Origin of the sequence: Pseudomonas farsensis (genome assembly GCF_014268805.2) — a bacterium.
GTDB lineage: Bacteria > Pseudomonadota > Gammaproteobacteria > Pseudomonadales > Pseudomonadaceae > Aquipseudomonas > Aquipseudomonas farsensis.
Genome location: NZ_JABWRF020000002.1, coordinates 683,503 through 701,912, shown reverse-complemented (window position 1 = coordinate 701,912; position 18,410 = coordinate 683,503). Strand labels below are relative to the sequence as shown.

At 64.1% G+C, this 18,410-nt stretch carries 18 protein-coding genes and 1 pseudogene; 10 read left to right on the top strand and 9 right to left on the bottom strand.

Annotated features, from left to right (window positions below):
• The first annotated feature begins 36 nt into the window (after positions 1–36).
• Positions 37–2,793: a DNA polymerase I gene (polA, locus tag HU719_RS12565; RefSeq protein WP_186537117.1), complete on the top strand. Its 2,757-nt coding sequence runs from the start codon at positions 37–39 to the stop codon at positions 2,791–2,793.
• Between the two features lie 448 nt (positions 2,794–3,241).
• Here polA and yihA read toward each other — a convergent pair whose 3' ends face one another.
• Positions 3,242–3,874, bottom strand: coding sequence for a ribosome biogenesis GTP-binding protein YihA/YsxC (gene yihA, locus HU719_RS12560; RefSeq protein WP_186521879.1), 633 nt, complete (start codon positions 3,872–3,874; stop codon positions 3,242–3,244).
• A 193-nt stretch (positions 3,875–4,067) separates the two neighbouring features.
• Between yihA and HU719_RS12555 the strand changes: the two genes are divergently transcribed.
• From HU719_RS12555 to HU719_RS12520, 8 genes are all read left to right on the top strand, one after another.
• Positions 4,068–4,370 (top strand): c-type cytochrome, encoded by a 303-nt coding sequence (locus tag HU719_RS12555; RefSeq protein WP_186521915.1) that lies wholly within the window; start codon positions 4,068–4,070, stop codon positions 4,368–4,370.
• Positions 4,371–4,401: 31 nt separating this feature from the next.
• On the top strand, positions 4,402–5,019 hold the full coding sequence (locus HU719_RS12550) for a c-type cytochrome (RefSeq protein ID WP_186521882.1): 618 nt from the start codon (positions 4,402–4,404) through the stop codon (positions 5,017–5,019).
• 188 nt (positions 5,020–5,207) lie between these two features.
• A complete protein-coding gene (gene dsbA / locus HU719_RS12545; RefSeq protein WP_186521884.1) occupies positions 5,208–5,843 on the top strand; it encodes a thiol:disulfide interchange protein DsbA in 636 nt (211 codons plus the stop codon).
• A gap of 11 nt (positions 5,844–5,854) precedes the next feature.
• Positions 5,855–6,709, top strand: a complete 855-nt coding sequence (locus HU719_RS12540; RefSeq protein ID WP_186521889.1) for an endonuclease/exonuclease/phosphatase family protein — start codon at positions 5,855–5,857, stop codon at positions 6,707–6,709.
• A gap of 81 nt (positions 6,710–6,790) precedes the next feature.
• Positions 6,791–8,746 (top strand): diguanylate cyclase, encoded by a 1,956-nt coding sequence (locus HU719_RS12535; protein ID WP_186537118.1) that lies wholly within the window; start codon positions 6,791–6,793, stop codon positions 8,744–8,746.
• A gap of 103 nt (positions 8,747–8,849) precedes the next feature.
• Entirely contained in the window at positions 8,850–9,245 is a 396-nt protein-coding gene (locus tag HU719_RS12530; protein WP_186521891.1) for a hypothetical protein, read from the top strand.
• A gap of 82 nt (positions 9,246–9,327) precedes the next feature.
• On the top strand, positions 9,328–10,104 hold the full coding sequence (locus HU719_RS12525) for an N-acetylmuramoyl-L-alanine amidase (protein WP_186521892.1): 777 nt from the start codon (positions 9,328–9,330) through the stop codon (positions 10,102–10,104).
• A gap of 72 nt (positions 10,105–10,176) precedes the next feature.
• Positions 10,177–11,796 carry an EAL domain-containing protein gene (locus HU719_RS12520; protein ID WP_437179667.1) on the top strand — a complete coding sequence of 540 codons (1,620 nt, stop codon included), beginning with the start codon at positions 10,177–10,179 and terminating at the stop codon, positions 11,794–11,796.
• Between the two features lie 6 nt (positions 11,797–11,802).
• Here HU719_RS12520 and HU719_RS12515 read toward each other — a convergent pair whose 3' ends face one another.
• The 5 genes and pseudogenes from HU719_RS12515 to HU719_RS12495 all read right to left on the bottom strand — a co-directional run bounded on the left by HU719_RS12515 (position 11,803) and on the right by HU719_RS12495 (position 14,948).
• Entirely contained in the window at positions 11,803–12,435 is a 633-nt protein-coding gene (locus HU719_RS12515) for an SCO family protein (RefSeq protein ID WP_186537119.1), read from the bottom strand.
• Positions 12,432–12,557 (bottom strand): annotated as a pseudogene (locus tag HU719_RS12510) (heme o synthase); the annotation flags it as partial. The pseudogene HU719_RS12510 and the gene HU719_RS12515, both read right to left, overlap by 4 nt.
• A gap of 20 nt (positions 12,558–12,577) precedes the next feature.
• Positions 12,578–13,651, bottom strand: a complete 1,074-nt coding sequence (locus tag HU719_RS12505) for a COX15/CtaA family protein (protein ID WP_186521898.1) — start codon at positions 13,649–13,651, stop codon at positions 12,578–12,580.
• Between the two features lie 9 nt (positions 13,652–13,660).
• Positions 13,661–14,239 carry a PA_0111/PP_0108 family redox-active disulfide protein gene (locus tag HU719_RS12500; protein ID WP_186537120.1) on the bottom strand — a complete coding sequence of 193 codons (579 nt, stop codon included), beginning with the start codon at positions 14,237–14,239 and terminating at the stop codon, positions 13,661–13,663.
• Positions 14,205–14,948: an SURF1 family protein gene (locus HU719_RS12495; protein WP_186537121.1), complete on the bottom strand. Its 744-nt coding sequence runs from the start codon at positions 14,946–14,948 to the stop codon at positions 14,205–14,207. Before HU719_RS12495 ends, HU719_RS12500 begins: the two co-directional genes overlap by 35 nt.
• Before the next feature lie 64 nt (positions 14,949–15,012).
• On the opposite strand from HU719_RS12495, the gene HU719_RS12490 reads away from it, so the two are divergent.
• On the top strand, positions 15,013–15,216 hold the full coding sequence (locus tag HU719_RS12490; RefSeq protein ID WP_186521904.1) for a twin transmembrane helix small protein: 204 nt from the start codon (positions 15,013–15,015) through the stop codon (positions 15,214–15,216).
• Positions 15,217–15,339: 123 nt separating this feature from the next.
• On the opposite strand, the gene HU719_RS12485 is transcribed toward HU719_RS12490, so the two are convergent.
• From HU719_RS12485 to ctaD, 3 genes are read right to left on the bottom strand one after another with little or no spacing between them, the layout of a single operon-like run.
• Positions 15,340–16,227: a cytochrome c oxidase subunit 3 gene (locus HU719_RS12485; protein ID WP_186521906.1), complete on the bottom strand. Its 888-nt coding sequence runs from the start codon at positions 16,225–16,227 to the stop codon at positions 15,340–15,342.
• 16 nt (positions 16,228–16,243) lie between these two features.
• On the bottom strand, positions 16,244–16,792 hold the full coding sequence (locus HU719_RS12480) for a cytochrome c oxidase assembly protein (RefSeq protein ID WP_186521908.1): 549 nt from the start codon (positions 16,790–16,792) through the stop codon (positions 16,244–16,246).
• Positions 16,793–16,802: 10 nt separating this feature from the next.
• Positions 16,803–18,386, bottom strand: a complete 1,584-nt coding sequence (ctaD, locus tag HU719_RS12475; protein WP_186537122.1) for a cytochrome c oxidase subunit I — start codon at positions 18,384–18,386, stop codon at positions 16,803–16,805.
• Positions 18,387–18,410: the final 24 nt, after the last annotated feature.

Below are 18,410 nucleotides of genomic sequence, written 5' to 3'. Positions count from 1 at the left end.
CTAGCGCCGGACCCGCCGAAAAGGTTGATTCTCCTCATGAGCCAAGCACCCCTCGTCCTGGTGGACGGTTCGTCCTACCTCTACCGCGCCTTCCACGCGCTGCCACCGCTGACCACCTCCAAAGGCATGCCCACCGGTGCGGTCAAGGGCGTGCTGAACATGCTCAAGAGCCTGCGCAAGCAATACCCGGACAGCCTGTTCGCAGTGGTCTTCGATGCCAAGGGCGGCACCTTCCGCGATGCCATGTTCGCCGAGTACAAAGCCAACCGGCCAAGCATGCCCGACGACCTGCGGGTGCAGGTCGAGCCGCTGCACGCCAGCGTTCGCGCCCTGGGCTACCCGTTGCTGTGCGTCGAAGGCGTCGAGGCGGACGATGTGATCGGCACCCTGGCGCGCAGCAGCGCGACCGCCGGTCGCCCAGTCATCATCTCGACCGGCGACAAGGACATGGCCCAATTGGTCGACGGCCACGTCACCTTGGTCAACACCATGACCGGCAGCGTGATGGACGTTGCTGGCGTGCACGAAAAATTCGGCGTAGGCCCGGAACACATCATCGACTTCCTGGCCCTCATGGGCGACAAGGTCGATAACATTCCCGGCGTGCCGGGCGTGGGCGAGAAAACCGCTGTGGGCCTGCTGACCGGTATCGGCGGTGGCCTGCACGACCTGTACGAGAACCTCGACAAGGTCCCAGGCCTTGCCATCCGTGGCGCCAAGACCTTACCTGCCAAGCTGCTGGAACACCGCGACTCGGCGTTCCTGTCCTACGAGCTGGCCACCATCAAGTGCGACGTGCCGCTGGATGTCGAGGTGGACGCCCTGGTGTGCGGCGAGCCGGACCGCGAAGCGCTGCTGGCGCTGTACGCCGAGATGGAGTTCAAAAGCTGGGTTGCCGACGTGCAACGCGAGGCGCCCCGCGCTGTCGCCGCCGCAGCAGCAGTGGCCCAGGCCGCGCCGCCTGCGGCCGCCGTAGAGGCGCAGTACGAAACCATCCTCGACCAGGCGCGTTTTGACGTGTGGCTGGCAAAACTGCGCCAGGCGCCATTGTTTGCCTTCGACACCGAAACCACCGGCCTGGATGCGCAAAAAGCCCAGCTGGTCGGCGTGTCCTTTGCCGTCACGCCCCATGAAGCCGCCTATGTGCCGCTGGCCCATGACTATGAAGGCGCCCCGGTGCAGCTCGACCGCGAAGCCGTGCTGCTGGCGCTGAAGCCGCTGCTCGAAGACCCGGCCAAGGGCAAGATCGGCCAGAACGCCAAGTACGACATCAACATCCTGGCCAATGCCACACCCGCCATCGAGCTGCGCGGGGTTGCCTACGACACCATGCTCGAGTCCTACGTATTCAACTCCACCGGCAGCCGTCATGACATGGACAGCCTGGCGCAGAAATACCTGGACCACACCACCATCGCCTTCGAAGACATCGCCGGCAAAGGCGCAAAACAGCTGACCTTCAACCAGATCCCGCTGGACAAGGCCGGCCCCTACGCCGCCGAAGACGCCGACATCACCCTGCGCCTGCACCACGCCCTGCAGGCACGCCTGGCCGAGACGCCGAGCGTGCAGAGCGTGCTGATGGACATCGAAATGCCACTGGTGCCGGTGCTGGCGCGCATCGAGCGCCAAGGCGCGCTGGTCGACGCCAAGCTGCTGGGTGTGCAGAGCGGTGAACTGGGGGCCAAGATGGTCGAGCTGGAACGCGAGGCCATCGAACTGGCTGGCGAGCCCTTCAACCTCGGCTCACCCAAACAGCTCGGGGTGATCCTCTACGACAAACTGGGCATGCCGGTGCTGAGCAAGACCGCCAAGGGCCAGCCTTCCACGGCGGAAGCGGTGCTCGACGAGCTTGCCGAGCAAGGCTACCCGCTGCCCAAGGTGCTGATGCAGTACCGCACCTTGAGCAAGCTCAAGAGCACCTACACCGACAAGCTGCCGGGGCAGATCAACCCGCGCACCGGCCGCGTGCATACCTCCTACCAGCAGGCCGTGGCCGCCACCGGGCGCCTGTCGTCCAGCGACCCGAACCTGCAGAACATCCCGATCCGCAGCGCCGAAGGCCGGCGTATCCGCCAGGCGTTCATCGCCAGCCCCGGCTACAAGCTGATGGCGGCGGACTATTCGCAGATCGAGCTGCGCATCATGGCCCACCTGGCCAAGGACGAAGGCCTGCTGCACGCGTTTCGCAACAACCTCGATGTGCACCGTGCCACGGCCGCCGAAGTGTTCGGCGTGGCCCTGGAAGCGGTCACTACCGACCAGCGGCGCAGCGCCAAGGCGATCAACTTCGGGTTGATCTATGGTATGAGCGCGTTTGGCCTGGCCAAGCAGATTGGCGTCGACCGCAAGCAGTCGCAGGACTACATCGACCGCTATTTCGCCCGCTACCCCGGCGTGCTGGCCTATATGGAACGCACCCGCACCCAGGCGGCCGAGCAGGGCTTCGTCGAAACGCTGTTCGGCCGGCGGCTGTACCTGCCGGACATCAACGCCAAGAACCCGGCCCTGCGCAAAGGCGCCGAACGCACGGCGATCAACGCGCCGATGCAGGGCACCGCGGCGGATATCGTCAAGCGGGCCATGGTGACGGTGGATAACTGGCTGAGCGACAGCGGGCTGGATGCACGGGTCATTCTGCAGGTGCACGACGAACTGGTGCTGGAGGTGCGCGAAGACCTGATCGAGCAGGTCAAGGAGCAAGTGCGCGTGCACATGAGCGGCGCAGCGCAGCTGGATGTTCCGCTGCTGGTGGAAGTGGGGGTTGGGGCGAATTGGGATGAAGCCCACTGAGGGAGGGGGCTGACAGGTGTCCGCAGGCGCTAGAGGACTTTCGGCGAAAACCCGGTTGCCCCCTTAGATTCAGCCCTTCATGAAACTATGCCAATTAGTTTTCAAGGCGCTGGAACTAAACCGGTGAAGCGCTACTCAGAGTACCTGAATGGCTGGTGAAGCCCTTCGATGCTCCTATGTTGTGTTAAGTGTTGGCAGATACCTGGACTGCGCCCTAGCGGTCCGGACTTGAACCCCGAACTTCCCCCTCCCCATATGAAGTCCGGGGTTTTTTTTGCCTGCGATTTGGCGCGCAGGGTGCCCCCATGGCGCGCTATCGCCCAGACAACCAGGTAGCGTGGGAGCCTTCAATAGCGTGGGAGCGGGCTTGCCCCGCGATGGCCCTATCGCGGGGCAAGCCCGCTCCCACAAGCTGCTGCCACAACCCCGGCTACATCCAATCGCCGCTTCACACCACCGGCTTGTCTTCCAGTTCCATCCAACCCGCCAGCACCCGGTAGGCCTCTTCCAGCCCTTGGCGCTTGGGCGCCGAGAACAGCTGGATGCTTGCTGCATCACCCCAGCCCTTACGGATTTCCGCCTGCACCTTGAGCAAAGTGTTCTTGCCGGCGCCGTGGGTCAGTTTGTCGGCCTTGGTCAGCAGGATGTGCATGGCCATGCCGCTGGCCTTGGCCCAGTCGAGCATCATTTTGTCGAAGTCGGTCATCGGGTGGCGCACGTCCATCATCAGGATTACGCCGCGCAGGCATTCACGCCCGCCCAGATACGCTTCGAGGTGGCGCTGCCAGTGCTGTTTGAGCGGGATTGGCACTTTTGCGTAACCGTAGCCCGGCAGGTCGACCAAACGCCGATCGTCGTCCAGACTGAAGAAATTCAGCAGCTGCGTGCGGCCTGGGGTCTTCGAAGTCCGCGCAAGGCTGGCGTGAGTCAGGGTGTTGAGGGCGCTGGACTTGCCCGCGTTAGAGCGGCCGGCAAACGCCACCTCGTAACCCTGATCATCGGGGCATTGGTCGACCTTGGCGGCGCTAAGGGCGAAGGTGGCTTTCTGGCAGAGGCCGAGGATGGGGTTCTTGACTTGCATGGGATTTCCGATGTGGGTGTTGCCAAGGCCTGGGCCGGCAAGCGGTGTCGTTTCCGTTTGGATGGCGGAAGTATATAATGCCCCAGTTTTTGTGTGCTCATTCTCCCAACGAAGGGGAACGGGCATGGGGTGCCGAACAATAGCTCGCGCAACAGAACGCAGCGCGGCCCCCAACCCTGGTAGGTCGTTTCGCCTGGCGAAATGGCTGCTTGCTGTCGGTATGTTCCTGCCGTTTTTCAGCGCACAGGCTACACAGGATCCCGAGGCGTTGTACAACCGCACGTGTGCGGCCTGTCACGCCGGACAGTTGCCACAGGCCCCAAAACGGGGTGACCGGGCAGCATGGGAGCCCAGGCTGGCGCAAGGCATGGCGCAACTGGTGGTGCATGTTACACAGGGTTTCAAGGCTATGCCGCCGCGTGGATTGTGCATGGACTGCAGTGCCGAGGACTACCAATTGGTCATCCTTTGGATGAGTGGCAGTCCCGATACATAACATTTCACCCTTAGCCGTGTTGGATTAGCTGATGAACAAACTATTCGTGAGTCTGCTGTTGACCATGGGGGTCGCTGGTGCGGCAAGTGCTGCAGACCCCATCAAAGGCGATGCTGCCGCGGGTCAGGCGAAAACAGCCGTCTGTGGGGCCTGCCACAACCCTGACGGCAATAGCCTGGCACCGAACTTCCCGAAACTCGCCGGCCAAGGCGAGCGCTACCTCGAAAAACAACTGCACGACATCAAGTCCGGCAAGCGTACCGTGCTTGAGATGACCGGCATGCTGGCCGGTTTCAATGACCAGGACCTGGCCGACATCGCCGCCTACTTCGCCAGCCAGAAAGGCAGCGTAGGCGCTGCCGACCCGAAACTGGTCGAACGTGGCCGTGCGCTGTTCAACGGTGGCGACCTCGAAAAAGGCATGCCCGCCTGCACCGGCTGCCACTCCCCCAACGGCGCGGGCATCGCCCTGGCCGGCTTCCCGCACCTGGGCGGGCAGCATGCGCAGTATGTCAGCAAGCAGCTGACCGACTTCCGCGAAGGCAACCGCACAAACGACGGCGACGCCATGACCATGCGCACCATTGCCGGCAAACTCAGCAACCACGACATCGAAGCCATTTCCAGCTACATCCAGGGGCTTCATTGAGGCCGCATGCGTTAACGCTCGGTTAATGCGTCAGCGCCAAAGATGAAAAGGGCAGCCAAGGCTTGATAGCGAGCCAAGGCTGCCCTTTTTTCCATCCGTAGCCGTTACACTACAGAACTCACGCCCCGTTCGGCCGGTCCTAGACACAGGCCGCGTCGTGGCGACCAAAGACTGCTCAGGAGTTAAGCATGCGTAAACTGATTCTCAGCGCCGCGCTGGTCGCCGCCAGCGTGTTCGGTATGACCGCCGTGCAGGCCGCAGAACCTGCCGCCGACGGCAATAAATACATCGAGCTGAGCAACCCTGTCCCGGTGTCCGTGCCTGGCAAGATCGAAGTGGTCGAGCTGTTCTGGTACGGCTGCCCGCATTGCTACCACTTCGAGCCGGTCATCAACCCTTGGGTCGACAAACTGCCCAAGGACGTCAACTTCAAGCGCATTCCGGCCATGTTCGGCGGCCCATGGGATGCCCACGGCCAGATGTTCCTGACCCTCGAAGCCATGGGCGTCGAGCACAAGGTTCACGCCGCGGTGTTCGATGCCATCCAGAACCAACGCAAACGCCTGACCGACCCGAAAGACATGGCTGAATTCCTGGCCACCCAAGGCGTCGACCCAGACAAGTTCCTGGCCACCTTCAACTCCTTCGCCATCAAAGGCCAGGTGAACCAGGCCAAGGAATTGGCGAAGAAGTACGAAATCACCGGCGTGCCAAGCATGGTGGTCAACGGCAAGTACCGCTTCGACCTGGGCACTGCCGAAGGTCCGCAAGGCGTGCTCGATGTCGCCGACCAGCTGATCGCCAAGGAGCGCGCCGCTAAGTAAGCGGCGCTGCCATGGGACGCTTTCGCACCTCGCGTCTTGTCGGCCTGCACCAGCCGCAGGTCAACGAGCATCACTTGCAGGCCACCGGCCTGCCGGAAGATGGTCGCCTGCGGCTGCTCAGCTTCAACATCCAGGTGGGTATCAGCACCGAGCGCTATCACCACTACCTGACCCGCAGTTGGCAGCATCTGTTGCCGCACACCGGGCGCGCCAGCAACCTGCAGAAGATCGGCGACCTGCTGGGCGATTTCGACCTGGTGGCATTGCAGGAAGCCGATGGCGGCAGCTTGCGCTCAGGCTTCGTCAACCAGGTGCAGCACCTGGCCCAGCTCGGTGGCTTCCCCTATTGGTACCAGCAACTCAACCGCAACCTGGGGCGCTTTGCCCAGCACAGCAATGGCGTGTTGAGCCGCCTGCGCCCGCAGCAGCTTGAAGACCACCCGCTGCCAGGCCCTGCCGGGCGCGGCGCGATTCTGGTGCGCTTCGGCGAGGGCGAGGATGCGCTGATCGTGGTGATGATGCACCTGGCCCTCGGCGCCAAGACCCGCGCCCGCCAGTTGGCCTACATTCGCGAGCTGATCGGCGGCTACCGCCACCAGATCCTCATGGGTGACATGAACACCCACGCCAACGACCTGCTCGACCATTCGCCCCTGCGCGACCTGGGCCTGGTCGCCCCGCAAGTCGAGGCTACCTTCCCCAGCTGGCGCCCGCAGCGCTGCCTTGATCATATTTTGCTCAGCCCTACGCTCACCCTGGAGCGTGTACAGGTGCTGGCGCAGCCAATTTCCGACCACCTTCCGGTTGCCGTCGAGATCCGATTGCCTGACGCCCTGACTGTGGATACGCTGCCGGTCCTGACCTAGGCTCTGCCCTCAAGTGTTTGGTGTTCGCGCCGAAACCGAGTCATTACAGAACTAGCTCCATAACCGGATGCGGATCCAGGCATGACCGAAGAAGCCGAGCGCTGGAAAGAGAAATACCTCAAGAGCATCGAAAAGCAGGAAAAGCTCGAACGGCGCTGGGAAGCCCGGCTCGACTTGCTGCGTCGTGGCCTGGTGCGCAGCACCCTGGCGGCCGAGGGTAGCGACAAGATCGTCGACCAGTGCATGAAGGAAATGCGCGAGGTCATCCGCAGCGACAACATGGACGCGGGCCTGGCCGGGCTGATTCCGCGCCTGGAAAAGGCCGTACTCGACTCCGAGCAGCGCCGCGAAACCCGCATGAACCAGGTGGGCGACGCACTGACTGCGCTGGTCACCCAACTGCAGGCCTTGCCGCTGCCTGGCGACGTTGCGCGGCCGCTGAAAAAACTGGCGAAGAAGCTCGACGGCGGCGTCGCTCAATCGCGCGACCTGCCGCCCCTGCTGGGCGAACTCAGCGGTTTGCAGGGCCGAGCCCTCAACGCGGTACAAAAAACCGAGGACGAAGCCCGCCCCGGCTTGTTGCAACGCCTGTTCGGCACCCGCGAAGACGCCCCCGAACACACCGAGGCTGCACCAGCACCAAAAGAACCTGACGTGCCCGCGCCCGCCGAGCCCACCCCGCCCCCCGTGGGAGCGGGCTTGCCCCGCGAAGAAGCCCCCACGCCGCCGGAGCCACCCTCGCTCCCCGCGCCCAAGGAAGCCAAGGAGCCCGAGCCCGAGCACGAGCCCTCACAACCAGACACCCAACCAGACGCCGACGAGCTGCATCCGCTGTCGCCTCCAGAAGCCCCCCAGCCAGCGCCAGCAGATCCAGCAGATCCAGCCCCCACTCCTGAAACCGAGCCTGAAGCCAAGCCCGAATCAGAACCAGAGCCCGACCCCTTCGAAGGCGAAGACGGCCCCTACGCCCTGCCCGACGCCGTAGAGCCCCCTTACAGCCAGGTCGCCGCCCATATCGAGCAAACCCTGCTCGGCCTGCTCGACGACCTGAGCCTGCCCGAACGCCACAAGGCCCAAGCCCTGGAAATGCGCGAGCGGGTAGCCCGTGGCCTGAACTGGTACGAGCTGATCCCGGTGCTGGACGACCTCGCCGTGCTGATGCTGGCCATCACCGACAGCGGCCAGCACGAATTCGAAACCTACCTGCAACAGCTCAACGAGCGCCTGGAAACCTTCCAGAGCCACCTGCAGGACGCCAGCACCGGCCACGCCGACAACACCAGCGTGGCCCGCGAACTGGATAATCAACTGCGCGAACAGGTCGACGGCCTGCAGAACAGCGTGCAGGGCGCCGCCGACGTCGACAGCCTCAAGCACATCCTGGAAAACCGCCTCGAAGGCTTGCTGGTGACCATGGACGACCACCAGCAAGTGCGCGATCGCCGTGAACAGGAGCTGGCCGGGCGCCTGCAAGGCCTCGCCGAACGCGTCGCCAGCATGGAACAGGAAGCCCTCGGCTACCGCGAGCACCTCGAAGTCCAACGCCAGAAGGCCCTGATCGACCCGCTGACCGGCTTGCCCAACCGCGCCGCCTGGTCCGAACGCGTCGAGCGTGAGGTGCAGGACTGGCAAGAAAGCGGCGGCCACCTGGCCATGGCCATCCTCGACCTTGACCACTTCAAGCGCATCAACGACGGCTACGGCCACCTGGCCGGCGACAAGGTGCTGAAAATCGTCGCCGAGCAGTTGCGCAAGCGCCTGCGCGGGCGTGACTTCATTGCCCGCTTTGGCGGCGAGGAATTCGTCGTGCTGCTGCCGCAAACCTCACCCCCCGCCGCCGCGCAGGTGGCCGAAGCCATGCGTGCGGCCATCGAAGCGTGCCCGTTCCATTTCAAGGGCGAGCGCGTGGTGATCACCACCTCGATCGGCATCAGTGCCTTCCGCTCAGGCGAGCGCGCCGACCAGGTGCTCAAACGCGCCGACGAAGCGCTCTACCGAGCCAAGGACACAGGCCGCAACCGGGTAGAGCAAGCCTGATGCGGTAGCCGGGTATCGCACGGGGCATCGAGCAACACCTGAAACTGGGGACTGCCCGCTGATCATCAGCGCAGCGCAAATCCCCAATGACGGAGCCCTCGACATGAAACTCATCAAAACCATCATGGTTTGCTCGTGCACCTTGCTCATCCACGCCAATGCCTCAGCGGCAGACGCGTTCTACACAGCGCATATCGACGCCTCCGGCAAGATACTCAGCCAGTCCCCGAAGTGGGTCACTCATGTGACCAAAGAAGCGCAGGCTGATTACTTCAGCCAATACAAACTGACCCTCGACCCCAAGGCCGTTAAAAAAGACCCAGCGTTCTGTAGTGTTTCGCCAATTGATGCCAGCAACTACGACCGCATGTTGCACGGCCAGGCAAAAGTGATCGGCCTGCCGCTCGCCCGCAACGTCACCGTACAAACGCAGTTGGTGGATGTGCGCGGAGCGAGCGGCGACAACTCGCTCGAATTCCTGATCATGTGTACGCGCTGAAGCACTTCAGCCGCGTGGGGCCAAATGCCCAGGAGCACGTTATACTGTTGCGCTGTTGTCGGCTCTCCATGACGTGCTCCCCATGAAAACACTGCTCACTGCCTTGCTCCTGATGACTCTGGCCGGTTGCTCCAGCGGGCTGCGTATCGACCGCAGCCACCCGTCGGCCAACCAGGACAACCGTATCCAGTTCGTCGTGGTGCATTACACCAATGCATCGCTTGAGCGCTCGCTGGCGCTGCTCACCCACGGCGAGGTCAGCAGCCACTACCTGATCGGCGACGGCCCGGCCAAGGTTTACCAGCTGGTCGACGAAAACCGCCGTGCCTGGCATGCCGGCGAAAGCCAGTGGGAAGGCCGCACCTGGCTGAACTCCACCTCGATCGGCATCGAAATCGTCAACCCAGGCTTTACCGACACCCCCAACGGCCGCATCTGGTACCCCTACAGCGAGGCCCAGGTGCAGGCGCTGATCGCCTTGCTCAAGGACATCGTCAAACGCAACGGCATCAACCCGCGCCACGTCATCGGCCACAGCGACATCGCGCCGCTGCGCAAGCTTGACCCCGGCCCGCTGTTCCCCTGGAAGCGCCTGGCCGACGCCGGCCTGAGCGTCTGGCCCGAGGCCAACGCAGTCGCCCGCCAACAAATGTTCTTTGCCGCTAACCCACCGAGTATTGCCTGGTACCAGCAGCAACTGGCGCGCTTCGGCTATGCCATTGAACAGACCGGCGAGCTGGACGTTGCCACCCGCCACGTCATCGCCGCCTTCCAGATGCGCTTCCGCCCGCAGCGCTTCGACGGCACCCCCGATGCGCAAACTGCGGCAATGTTGCAGGTTCTCAACAGCCAGCGCTAAACGCGCCGCCCAACGGCCAAGCCAGCACGGCATTCAGTTGCTATACCTTGTGTATTCAACCGGATGCCGCGCATGCGTGACCTGTTTGCTCCACTGCGCCAATTTTTCCACCATCCCTGGCTACTGGCCGTGCTCGCGGCTCTGGCTAGCGCCGTACTGTTGCTGGCCGCCAGCGTCGGGCTGACGCTGCAGCAGATGAAACAAAGCGAGAGCGCGCAGATGAACGCCCGTGGCGAGCGCTTTCTCGACCGCCTGGAGCAAGTGTTCGGCCAACTGCGCGAGGGTGTCGACCAGTTGCAAGCCCAGCCACTGCGCGGCTGCGGCCCGGACATGCAGGCGCAGTTGCAGCAGGTGGCACTGGAATCACGCTTCATCTACGAAGCCGCCTACGTAGACGCCCAGGCAGCCTGTTCCAACCGTGGCGGCGAGCGGGTGATCGAGCCCCTGCGCGGCCCGGATATCCAAGGCCCCACCTACAGCTACTGGCTCAACACCACCACCGAACCCAACGACAACCTCGCCGCGCTGATGCTGGGGCGCGGTAATTTCCTCGTGTCGACCTCACGCGGGCACCTCACCGATGTGGTCGACCTGCCGCCCGGCGGCAGCCTGTTGGTGGTGCTCGACCACGGCACCCGGGCAATACCGGTGCTGGGCCCGGCGCAGGACTGGCCGCCTACCGCCGACTGGCCGGCGCCTTCGCACAAGGCGCTGCTGGAGCTGCCCGACCGGCTGGTGTACCGCATGGCCACCAAGTCGCCGGATTACCAACTGGTGCTGATCGCCCCGCGCGCCAGCCTGCCTTGGCGGCTCAACGGCTTGCTCTGGTTGCTGTATCCGGGGAGCCTGCTGCTGGCGTGCGTGGTTGGCTGGCTGGTGCTGCAACTGATCCAGCAACGGCGCTCGATGACCTCCGAACTGCAACAGGCGCTGCGCCGGGGCGAGCTGCAAGTACTTTATCAGCCGATTTTCGAGCTCGACAGCCGGCGCTGCGTCGGTGCCGAGGCGCTGGTGCGCTGGCGGCGCCCGGATGGCAGCCTGACCAGCCCGGACTTGTTCATTCCGCTGGCCGAGAATACCGGGCAAATCCGCCAGATCACCGATTTCGTCCTGCAGCGGGTGCTGGAGCAACTGGGCCAGTTGCTACGCGCCAACCGCCACCTGTACATCTCGGTCAACCTGGCCGCCTGCGATGTAATGGAGCCGCGTATTGGCGAAGTATCGGCACGGCTTCTGGCCCAGCACCGGGTCACCCCTGGGCAGATTGCCTTCGAGGTCACCGAGCGCGGGCTGATCGATGTGGTGGTGGCACGGGAGAACCTGCAAACGCTACGCACGGCAGGCCACCAAGTGCTGATCGACGACTTCGGCACCGGCTATTGCAGCCTGGCCTACCTGCAAACCCTGCCGGTGGACTGCCTGAAGATCGACAAGGCGTTCATCGACGCCCTGGGCCATGACGCGGCCAGCAGCGGGGTGGCGCCGCACATCATCCGCATGGCCCACGACCTGCACCTGCGGGTAATCGCCGAAGGCATCGAAAGCGAGGAGCAGGCGCAGTTGCTCAGCAGCGAAGGGGTGAAATACGGCCAAGGCTGGCTGTTCGCTCACCCACTCAGTGCCCGGCAGTTCGCCGAGCTGATCACCCGCGGCCGGCGCGTGGCCGGGCGGCGCATCGACGACGAACCCTGAACCGTTTCAGTCGCGCTTGACCAGCCCCGGCAACTGAGCGGCCAGTTTCTGGTTGTTGAATGGCGCGCGGATGAACCCACGCTGACGCCCGTCCGGGCCGACAATCGCCAGGTTGCCGCTGTGGTCGACGGTGTAGCCGGGCTTGCTGGTATCAGCCGGGATGAACGGTATGCTCAGACCATTGGCCAGTTTTTGCGTGTCTTCGATGCTGCCCGCCACACCGACGAAATCCTTGTCGAAATAGCCCAGGTACTGCTTGAGCTGGTTCGGCGTATCGCGGTTCGGGTCGACGCTCACCAGCACCACCTGGAGGCGCTCGAGGGCGTCCTTGGGCAGCTCGCTCTTGACCTGGCGCAGTTGGGCGAGGGTGGTGGGGCAGATGTCCGGGCAGTAGGTGTAGCCGAAGAACAGCAGCGACCACTTGCCCTTGAGCTGGTCCAGTGCCAGCGCCTGGCCGTTCTGGTCGGTCATCTGCACCGCAGGCACCGTGCGGCTTTGCGGCAGCAAAATGATGCCGGCGTCGATCAGCTCTGCCGGGTTGGCCTGGCCACGCTCGCTAAGCACCTTGTTGACGGTCAGGCCGAGGATCAGCGCGACCACGGCAACGAGGATGAAAACGGTTTTCTGATTTCGAGTCATAGGCTCAGCAACAGGTAGTGGTCAACGAACAACGCGATGAACAGCGCGCCCAGGTAGCCGATAGCGTACTTGAACAGGCCGATTGCCGCGTGCGGCCGGCTGTCACGGTACAACAGCCAGGCGGGGGCAGGAAGCGCAACGGCTAGAAGCGGCGCCACGCGTCATGCCTGACCAACTGCGAAACCCCCATCTGCGCAATGGGCCGCAAGCGCCAGCCCAGGCCCACCCGCACCTTGTCGACCACGCGGATGCGGTAGTTGACCAGCACCATGGTCAGCAGCAGCAGGGCGCCACCGGCGTTGTGCGCCACTGCCACCGCCAGCGGCAAGTGCAGCAGGACATTGCTGATGCCCAGGCCAACCTGCAGCGCCAGCGCCAACAGCACCAGCCGCGCCAGGGTTTTCAGGCCGTGGCGGTGCAGCTTCCAGCCCAGCAGCAGCAACACCACCGTGACCGCCAGCGCACCCAAACGGTGGCTCATGTGGATTGCCGTGCGCGCATCGCTGTCCAGTTGCCCGCCGAGGTAATTGGGGCCGACGTGCTGGGTCAGGTGAAAGCCGTTGCTGAAGTCCGCCGCAGGCCACCACTGGCCATGGCAGGTGGGCAAATCGATGCAGGCGACAGCGGCATAGTTGGCACTGACCCAACCGCCCAGGGCGATCTGCCCAGTCACCACCAGCAAGGCCAGCGCTGCCAGCCGGCGCAGGCTCAACGGCAGCTTTGGCAACGGCGCAAACGCCCGTGACAGACGCAGTGATAGCAGCAGCAACAGGCTCAACGTAGTGAACCCACCGAGCAGGTGTGCGGTGACCACCTGCGGCCAGAGTTTCAGCGTGACCGTCCACATGCCAAAGGCCGCCTGCGCCAGCACCACCGCCAGCAGCAACACCGGCAGACGGTACGGCCGGCCATCGCGGGCATGCCCACGCAGCGCCTGGAACGCCAGCAGCGCGATAACCAGCGCGAGGGTGCCGGCAAAGTAGCGATGGACCATTTCGGCCCACCCCTTGGCGGCCTCCACCGGGTGCTCGGGGTAGTGCAACTCGGCATGGGCCAACTGCGCATCGCTCTTCGGCACGCTGATAAAGCCGTAGCAACCGGGCCAGTCCGGGCAACCAAGGCCTGCGTGGGTCAGGCGGGTGTAGGCGCCAAGCAGCACCACCACCAGCGCCAGCACGGTGGCGAACACAGCGAGGCGAAATCCGGGTCTGGCCATGGCGGGCTCCTAGCCGATGTTGGACAGCTTGAGCAGGTGGCGCAGGTCATCGAGCACCTGCTTGCCCTTGACCTTGGCGTCGTAGCGCAGCACCAGGTTGCCGTGCGGGTCGACGATCCACAGCTGCGCACCGGGCTCGCTGACCTGCTGGTGGTAGCGGCCGCTATCCAGGGGGTAGCGCTGCAATTGCGGGTACTCACGGCCAAGCTGCGCCTGATAGCCCGGCGCCAGCGGTTGCGCAGCGGCCAGCGCGTGGCTGGCGCGGCTGGCATCGCGGCCCAGGCCGATCTGGATCTGCCGGGCCAGGTAGACCAGTTGCTGGCAGTCCTCGGCGCAGCCCTGGGGCGCGCTCACCAGCAGTTGCCAGCGCTCATCGTGGCCGTCGATACCGATATCGGCGCGGCTCTGGCCGTTGCCGATCATCACGCCGTGGTAGCTGCGCCCATCCGGCACCCAGAAACCGAGCTTGTACATGCAGGTGGCGAGCACCATCGGCCCCAGCACCACCAGCAGGATCAGCAACAGTTGCAGGCGCCCGCGGGCCTTGCGGCCTTCAGGCACGTTCAGCGGGGTGGCGGCGGTGGCCATGGCGGTTCTCCTTGGGGTGTCGGTGCCAGCCGAAATACAGGTAGAGCAGCACCAGCGTGGTGGCCAGGGCAAACCACTGGGTGGCGTAGCCCACGTGTTTTTCCGGCCCCATGGCCACCACCGGCCAGTCCAGCCGGTAGCTTGCCGGGCCTGCTTGCAGGCGCAATTCGTGGCCGAAGCCGTCGCGGCCCAGTTGCTGCCAGAGGCTTGCCGCGTCGATGGCGGTCAGCAGGTGCGGCCACGGGCCGCCAGGCGGGTCGGGGTGTAGTTGGAAGGCCTTGCCCGGCGCCACGTAGACGCTGGCCTCAAGCGCCACGGCGGCCTCGGGGGTGGCGAACTGCACCGGCACACGGCGGTCGGGCCAAGGCAGCCAACCGCGGTTGACCAGCAGCCACTGACCGCTGGCCTGGTCATGAAACGGTTGAAGCAGTTCGACCCCGGCCTTGCCGTCACGCATCTGGTTGTCCAGCAGCAGGCTGTGCCGGCTGTCGAAGCGGCCATACAGGTGCACCGGGTAGAACGCAGGGTCGGCCAGTTGCGGCAACTGCGCGGCCATCACCGGCGCTGCGAGCTGGCGTTCGCTGTAGTTGGCCATCAGCGCGCGCTTTTGCTCGGCGCGGTCAAGCTGCCAGCAGCCGAGTGCGATCAGCCCCGGCAGCAGCGCGAGCACCACCAGGGTCGGCACCAGGCCGGGGCGGAACGGCTTCACCGAGGCCACGCCGGGGCGAACGCTATACTGGCTGTCATCACCGTACCCCCTTTGGAGTTACGCCATGCTCAAGGCCGCGATTGTCCTGCTGTTGCTGGCAACCATCGCCAGCCTGTTCAGTGGCCTGGTGTTTCTGGTCAAGGACGATGACCCGTCCACCCGTTTGCTCAAAGCCCTGACCCTACGGGTGATCCTCGCCACCCTGACAGTCGGGCTGGTGGCCTGGGGCCTGATCAGCGGCCAACTGGTGTCCCATGCGCCGTTCTGAGCCCCCAGGGAGCGCTTTGCGCTCCATCGCAGGCTGTCGCCAGCTCCCACAGGGACCGCGTCGCCGTTGATTTTGTGGGAGCTGGCGACAGCCTGCGATGGGCTGCAAAGCAGCCCCTGGCTTTCACAGCACATACACGAAGATAAACAGCCCCACCCACACCACATCGACAAAGTGCCAATACCAGGTCGCCGCCTCGAAGCCGAAATGCTTGTCCGGCTGGAAATGCCCGCGCATCACCCGGCACAGCATCACGATCAGAATCAGCGTGCCCAAGGTCACATGCGCCCCGTGGAACCCGGTCAGCATGAAGAACGTCGCGCCGTAGATACCCGAACCCAAGGTCAGGCCCAGTTCGGTGTAGGCCTCGTGATACTCGTAGGCCTGCAACGCCAGAAAGCCCAGCGCCAGCACAATGGTCAGCCCCAGCCACACCTTCAGCGCCCCGCGATGGCCCTTGCGCAGCGCGTGGTGGGCGAGGGTCACGGTCACGCTGGAAGTCACCAGCAAAATGGTGTTGATCAGCGGCAGGTGCCACGGGTCGATCACTTCGCGTGGCGGTGGGAACAGTTTCGGGTCGGGCGTGTTGAGCAGCGGCCAGGCGAACTCGAAACTCGGCCATAGCATGTGCGCCACGCCCTTGTGGCCCTCGCCCCCCAGCCATGGGCCAGCCAGCACGCGCACATAGAACAGCGCGCCAAAGAAGGCCATGAAGAACATCACCTCCGAGAAGATGAACCAGCTCATGCCCCAGCGGAACGAGCGGTCCATCTGCGCGCTGTACAGCCCGGCATGGCTCTCCTTGACCACCGCGCCGAACCAGCCGAACAGCATGTACGCCAGAAACAGCCCGCCAAGGGCGAACAGCCATGGCCCGTGGGATTGCGGGTGGCCGGCCTTGAGGTCGTTGAACCAGGTGGCCAGGCCGTACACGGTGATGAACAAGCCGATCGTGGCAATGATCGGCCACTTGCTCTGCGCCGGAACGTAGTAGTGCTCGTGGCTTGCCATGGCGTTTCTCCTTCCCTCAACGGGCGGCCTGGGTCGCGGCAGGGGCGACCGGCGGGTGGCGAGCGGTGATGTCGAACAAGGTGTAGGCCAGCGTCAGGTGCTTCACCGAGCCCGGCAGGTCGCGGTCGACAATGAAGCGCACCGGCATCTCGATGCGCTCGCCGGGCTGCAACACCTGCTGGGTAAAGCAGAAGCACTCGGTCTTGTGAAAGTACGCCGCCGCCTCGGCCGGGGTGATGCTGGGCACAGCCTGGGCGCTCATCGGTTTGCTGGTCGGGTTGCGGGCCACGAACACCATCTGGTTTACAGCACCCGGATTGACCTCGATCTGGTCGGCAGTGGCGTGGAACTCCCAGCTCATGTCACCGGCATTGGTCGACATGAACTGCACCCGCACCGCACGGCTGGGGTCGCTGACCTGGCTGCCCTCATACTGCCCGCCGGTCTTGCCGTTGATGCCAAAGGCGCGGCACATCACGTCGTAGATCGGCACCAGGGCAAAGCCGAAGGCGAACATCACCGCTGTCAGCAGTAACAGCCGGGTGACCAGGCGGTTCAGCGCCATCGGCGGCCTCCTACTTCACATCCGGCGGGGTCTGGAAGGTGTGGTAGGGCGCCGGCGAAGGCACCGTCCACTCCAGCCCGTCGGCGCCATCCCAGGGCTTGGCCGGTGCCGGCTCGCCGCCGCGGATGCACTTGATGACAATGAACAGGAAAAACACCTGGGTGGCGCCGAACATGAAGGCGCCCACCGACGACACCATGTTGAAGTCGGCAAACTGCAGGTTGTAGTCCGGGATACGCCGGGGCATGCCGGCAAGGCCGACGAAGTGCATGGGGAAGAAGGCCAGGTTCATGCCGATGAACGACAGCCAAAAGTGCAGCTTGGCCAAGGTTTCGTCGTACATGTGCCCGGTCCATTTCGGCAGCCAGTAATAGGCCGAGGCAAAGATGCCGAAGATCGCCCCCGGCACCAGCACGTAATGGAAATGCGCCACCACGAAGTAGGTGTCGTGGTACTGGAAGTCCGCAGGCGCAATAGCCAGCATCAGCCCGGAGAACCCGCCGATGGTGAACAGGATGACAAAGGCGATGGCAAACAGCATGGGCGCTTCAAAGGTCAGCGAACCTTCCCACATGGTGCTGACCCAGTTGAACACTTTCACCCCGGTGGGCACCGCAATCAGCATGGTGGCGTACATGAAGAACAGCTCGCCGACCACCGGGATGCCCACCACGAACATGTGGTGCGCCCACACAATGAACGACAGGAACGCAATGGCGCCGGTGGCGTACACCATCGAGGTGTAGCCGAACAGCGGCTTGCGCGAGAACGCCGGGATGATCGAACTGACCGCGCCGAATGCCGGCAGGATCATGATGTACACCTCGGGGTGGCCGAAGAACCAGAACACATGCTGGAACAACACCGGGTCGCCGCCGCCGGCGGCGCTGAAGAAGCTGGTGCCGAAATGGATATCCATCAGCATCATGGTTACCACACCGGCCAGCACCGGCATGACCGCAATCAGCAGAAACGCGGTAATCAGCCAGGTCCAGACGAAAAGCGGCATTTTCATCAGGGTCATGCCCGGCGCACGCAGGTTCAGAATGGTAGCGATGACGTTGATCGCGCCCATGATCGAACTGATGCCCATCAGGTGAATGGCAAAAATGAAGAACGTCACGCTGGCCGGCGCGTAGGTGGTCGACAGCGGCGCATAGAAGGTCCAGCCGAAGTTCGGCCCGCCGCCTGGGCTGAACAAGGTCGACACCAGCAACAGAAACGCCGCCGGCAGCAGCCAGAAGCTGAAGTTGTTCATGCGCGGCAGGGCCATGTCTGGGGCACCGATCATCAGTGGGATCATCCAGTTGGCCAGGCCGACAAAGGCCGGCATCACCGCCCCGAACACCATGATCAGCCCATGCATGGTGGTCATCTGGTTGAAGAACGCAGGCTCCACGATCTGCAGGCCGGGCTGGAACAGCTCGGCGCGAATCACCATGGCGAACGAGCCGCCCAGCAGGAACATGCAGAACGCGAACCACAGGTACATAGTGCCGATGTCTTTGTGGTTGGTGGTCAGCACCCAGCGCATCAGGCCCTTGGCCGGGCCGTGGGCGTGCGCATGGCCGTGGTCATCGATCACTGCACTCATGTCCTATCTCCTGCACTCTGGCCG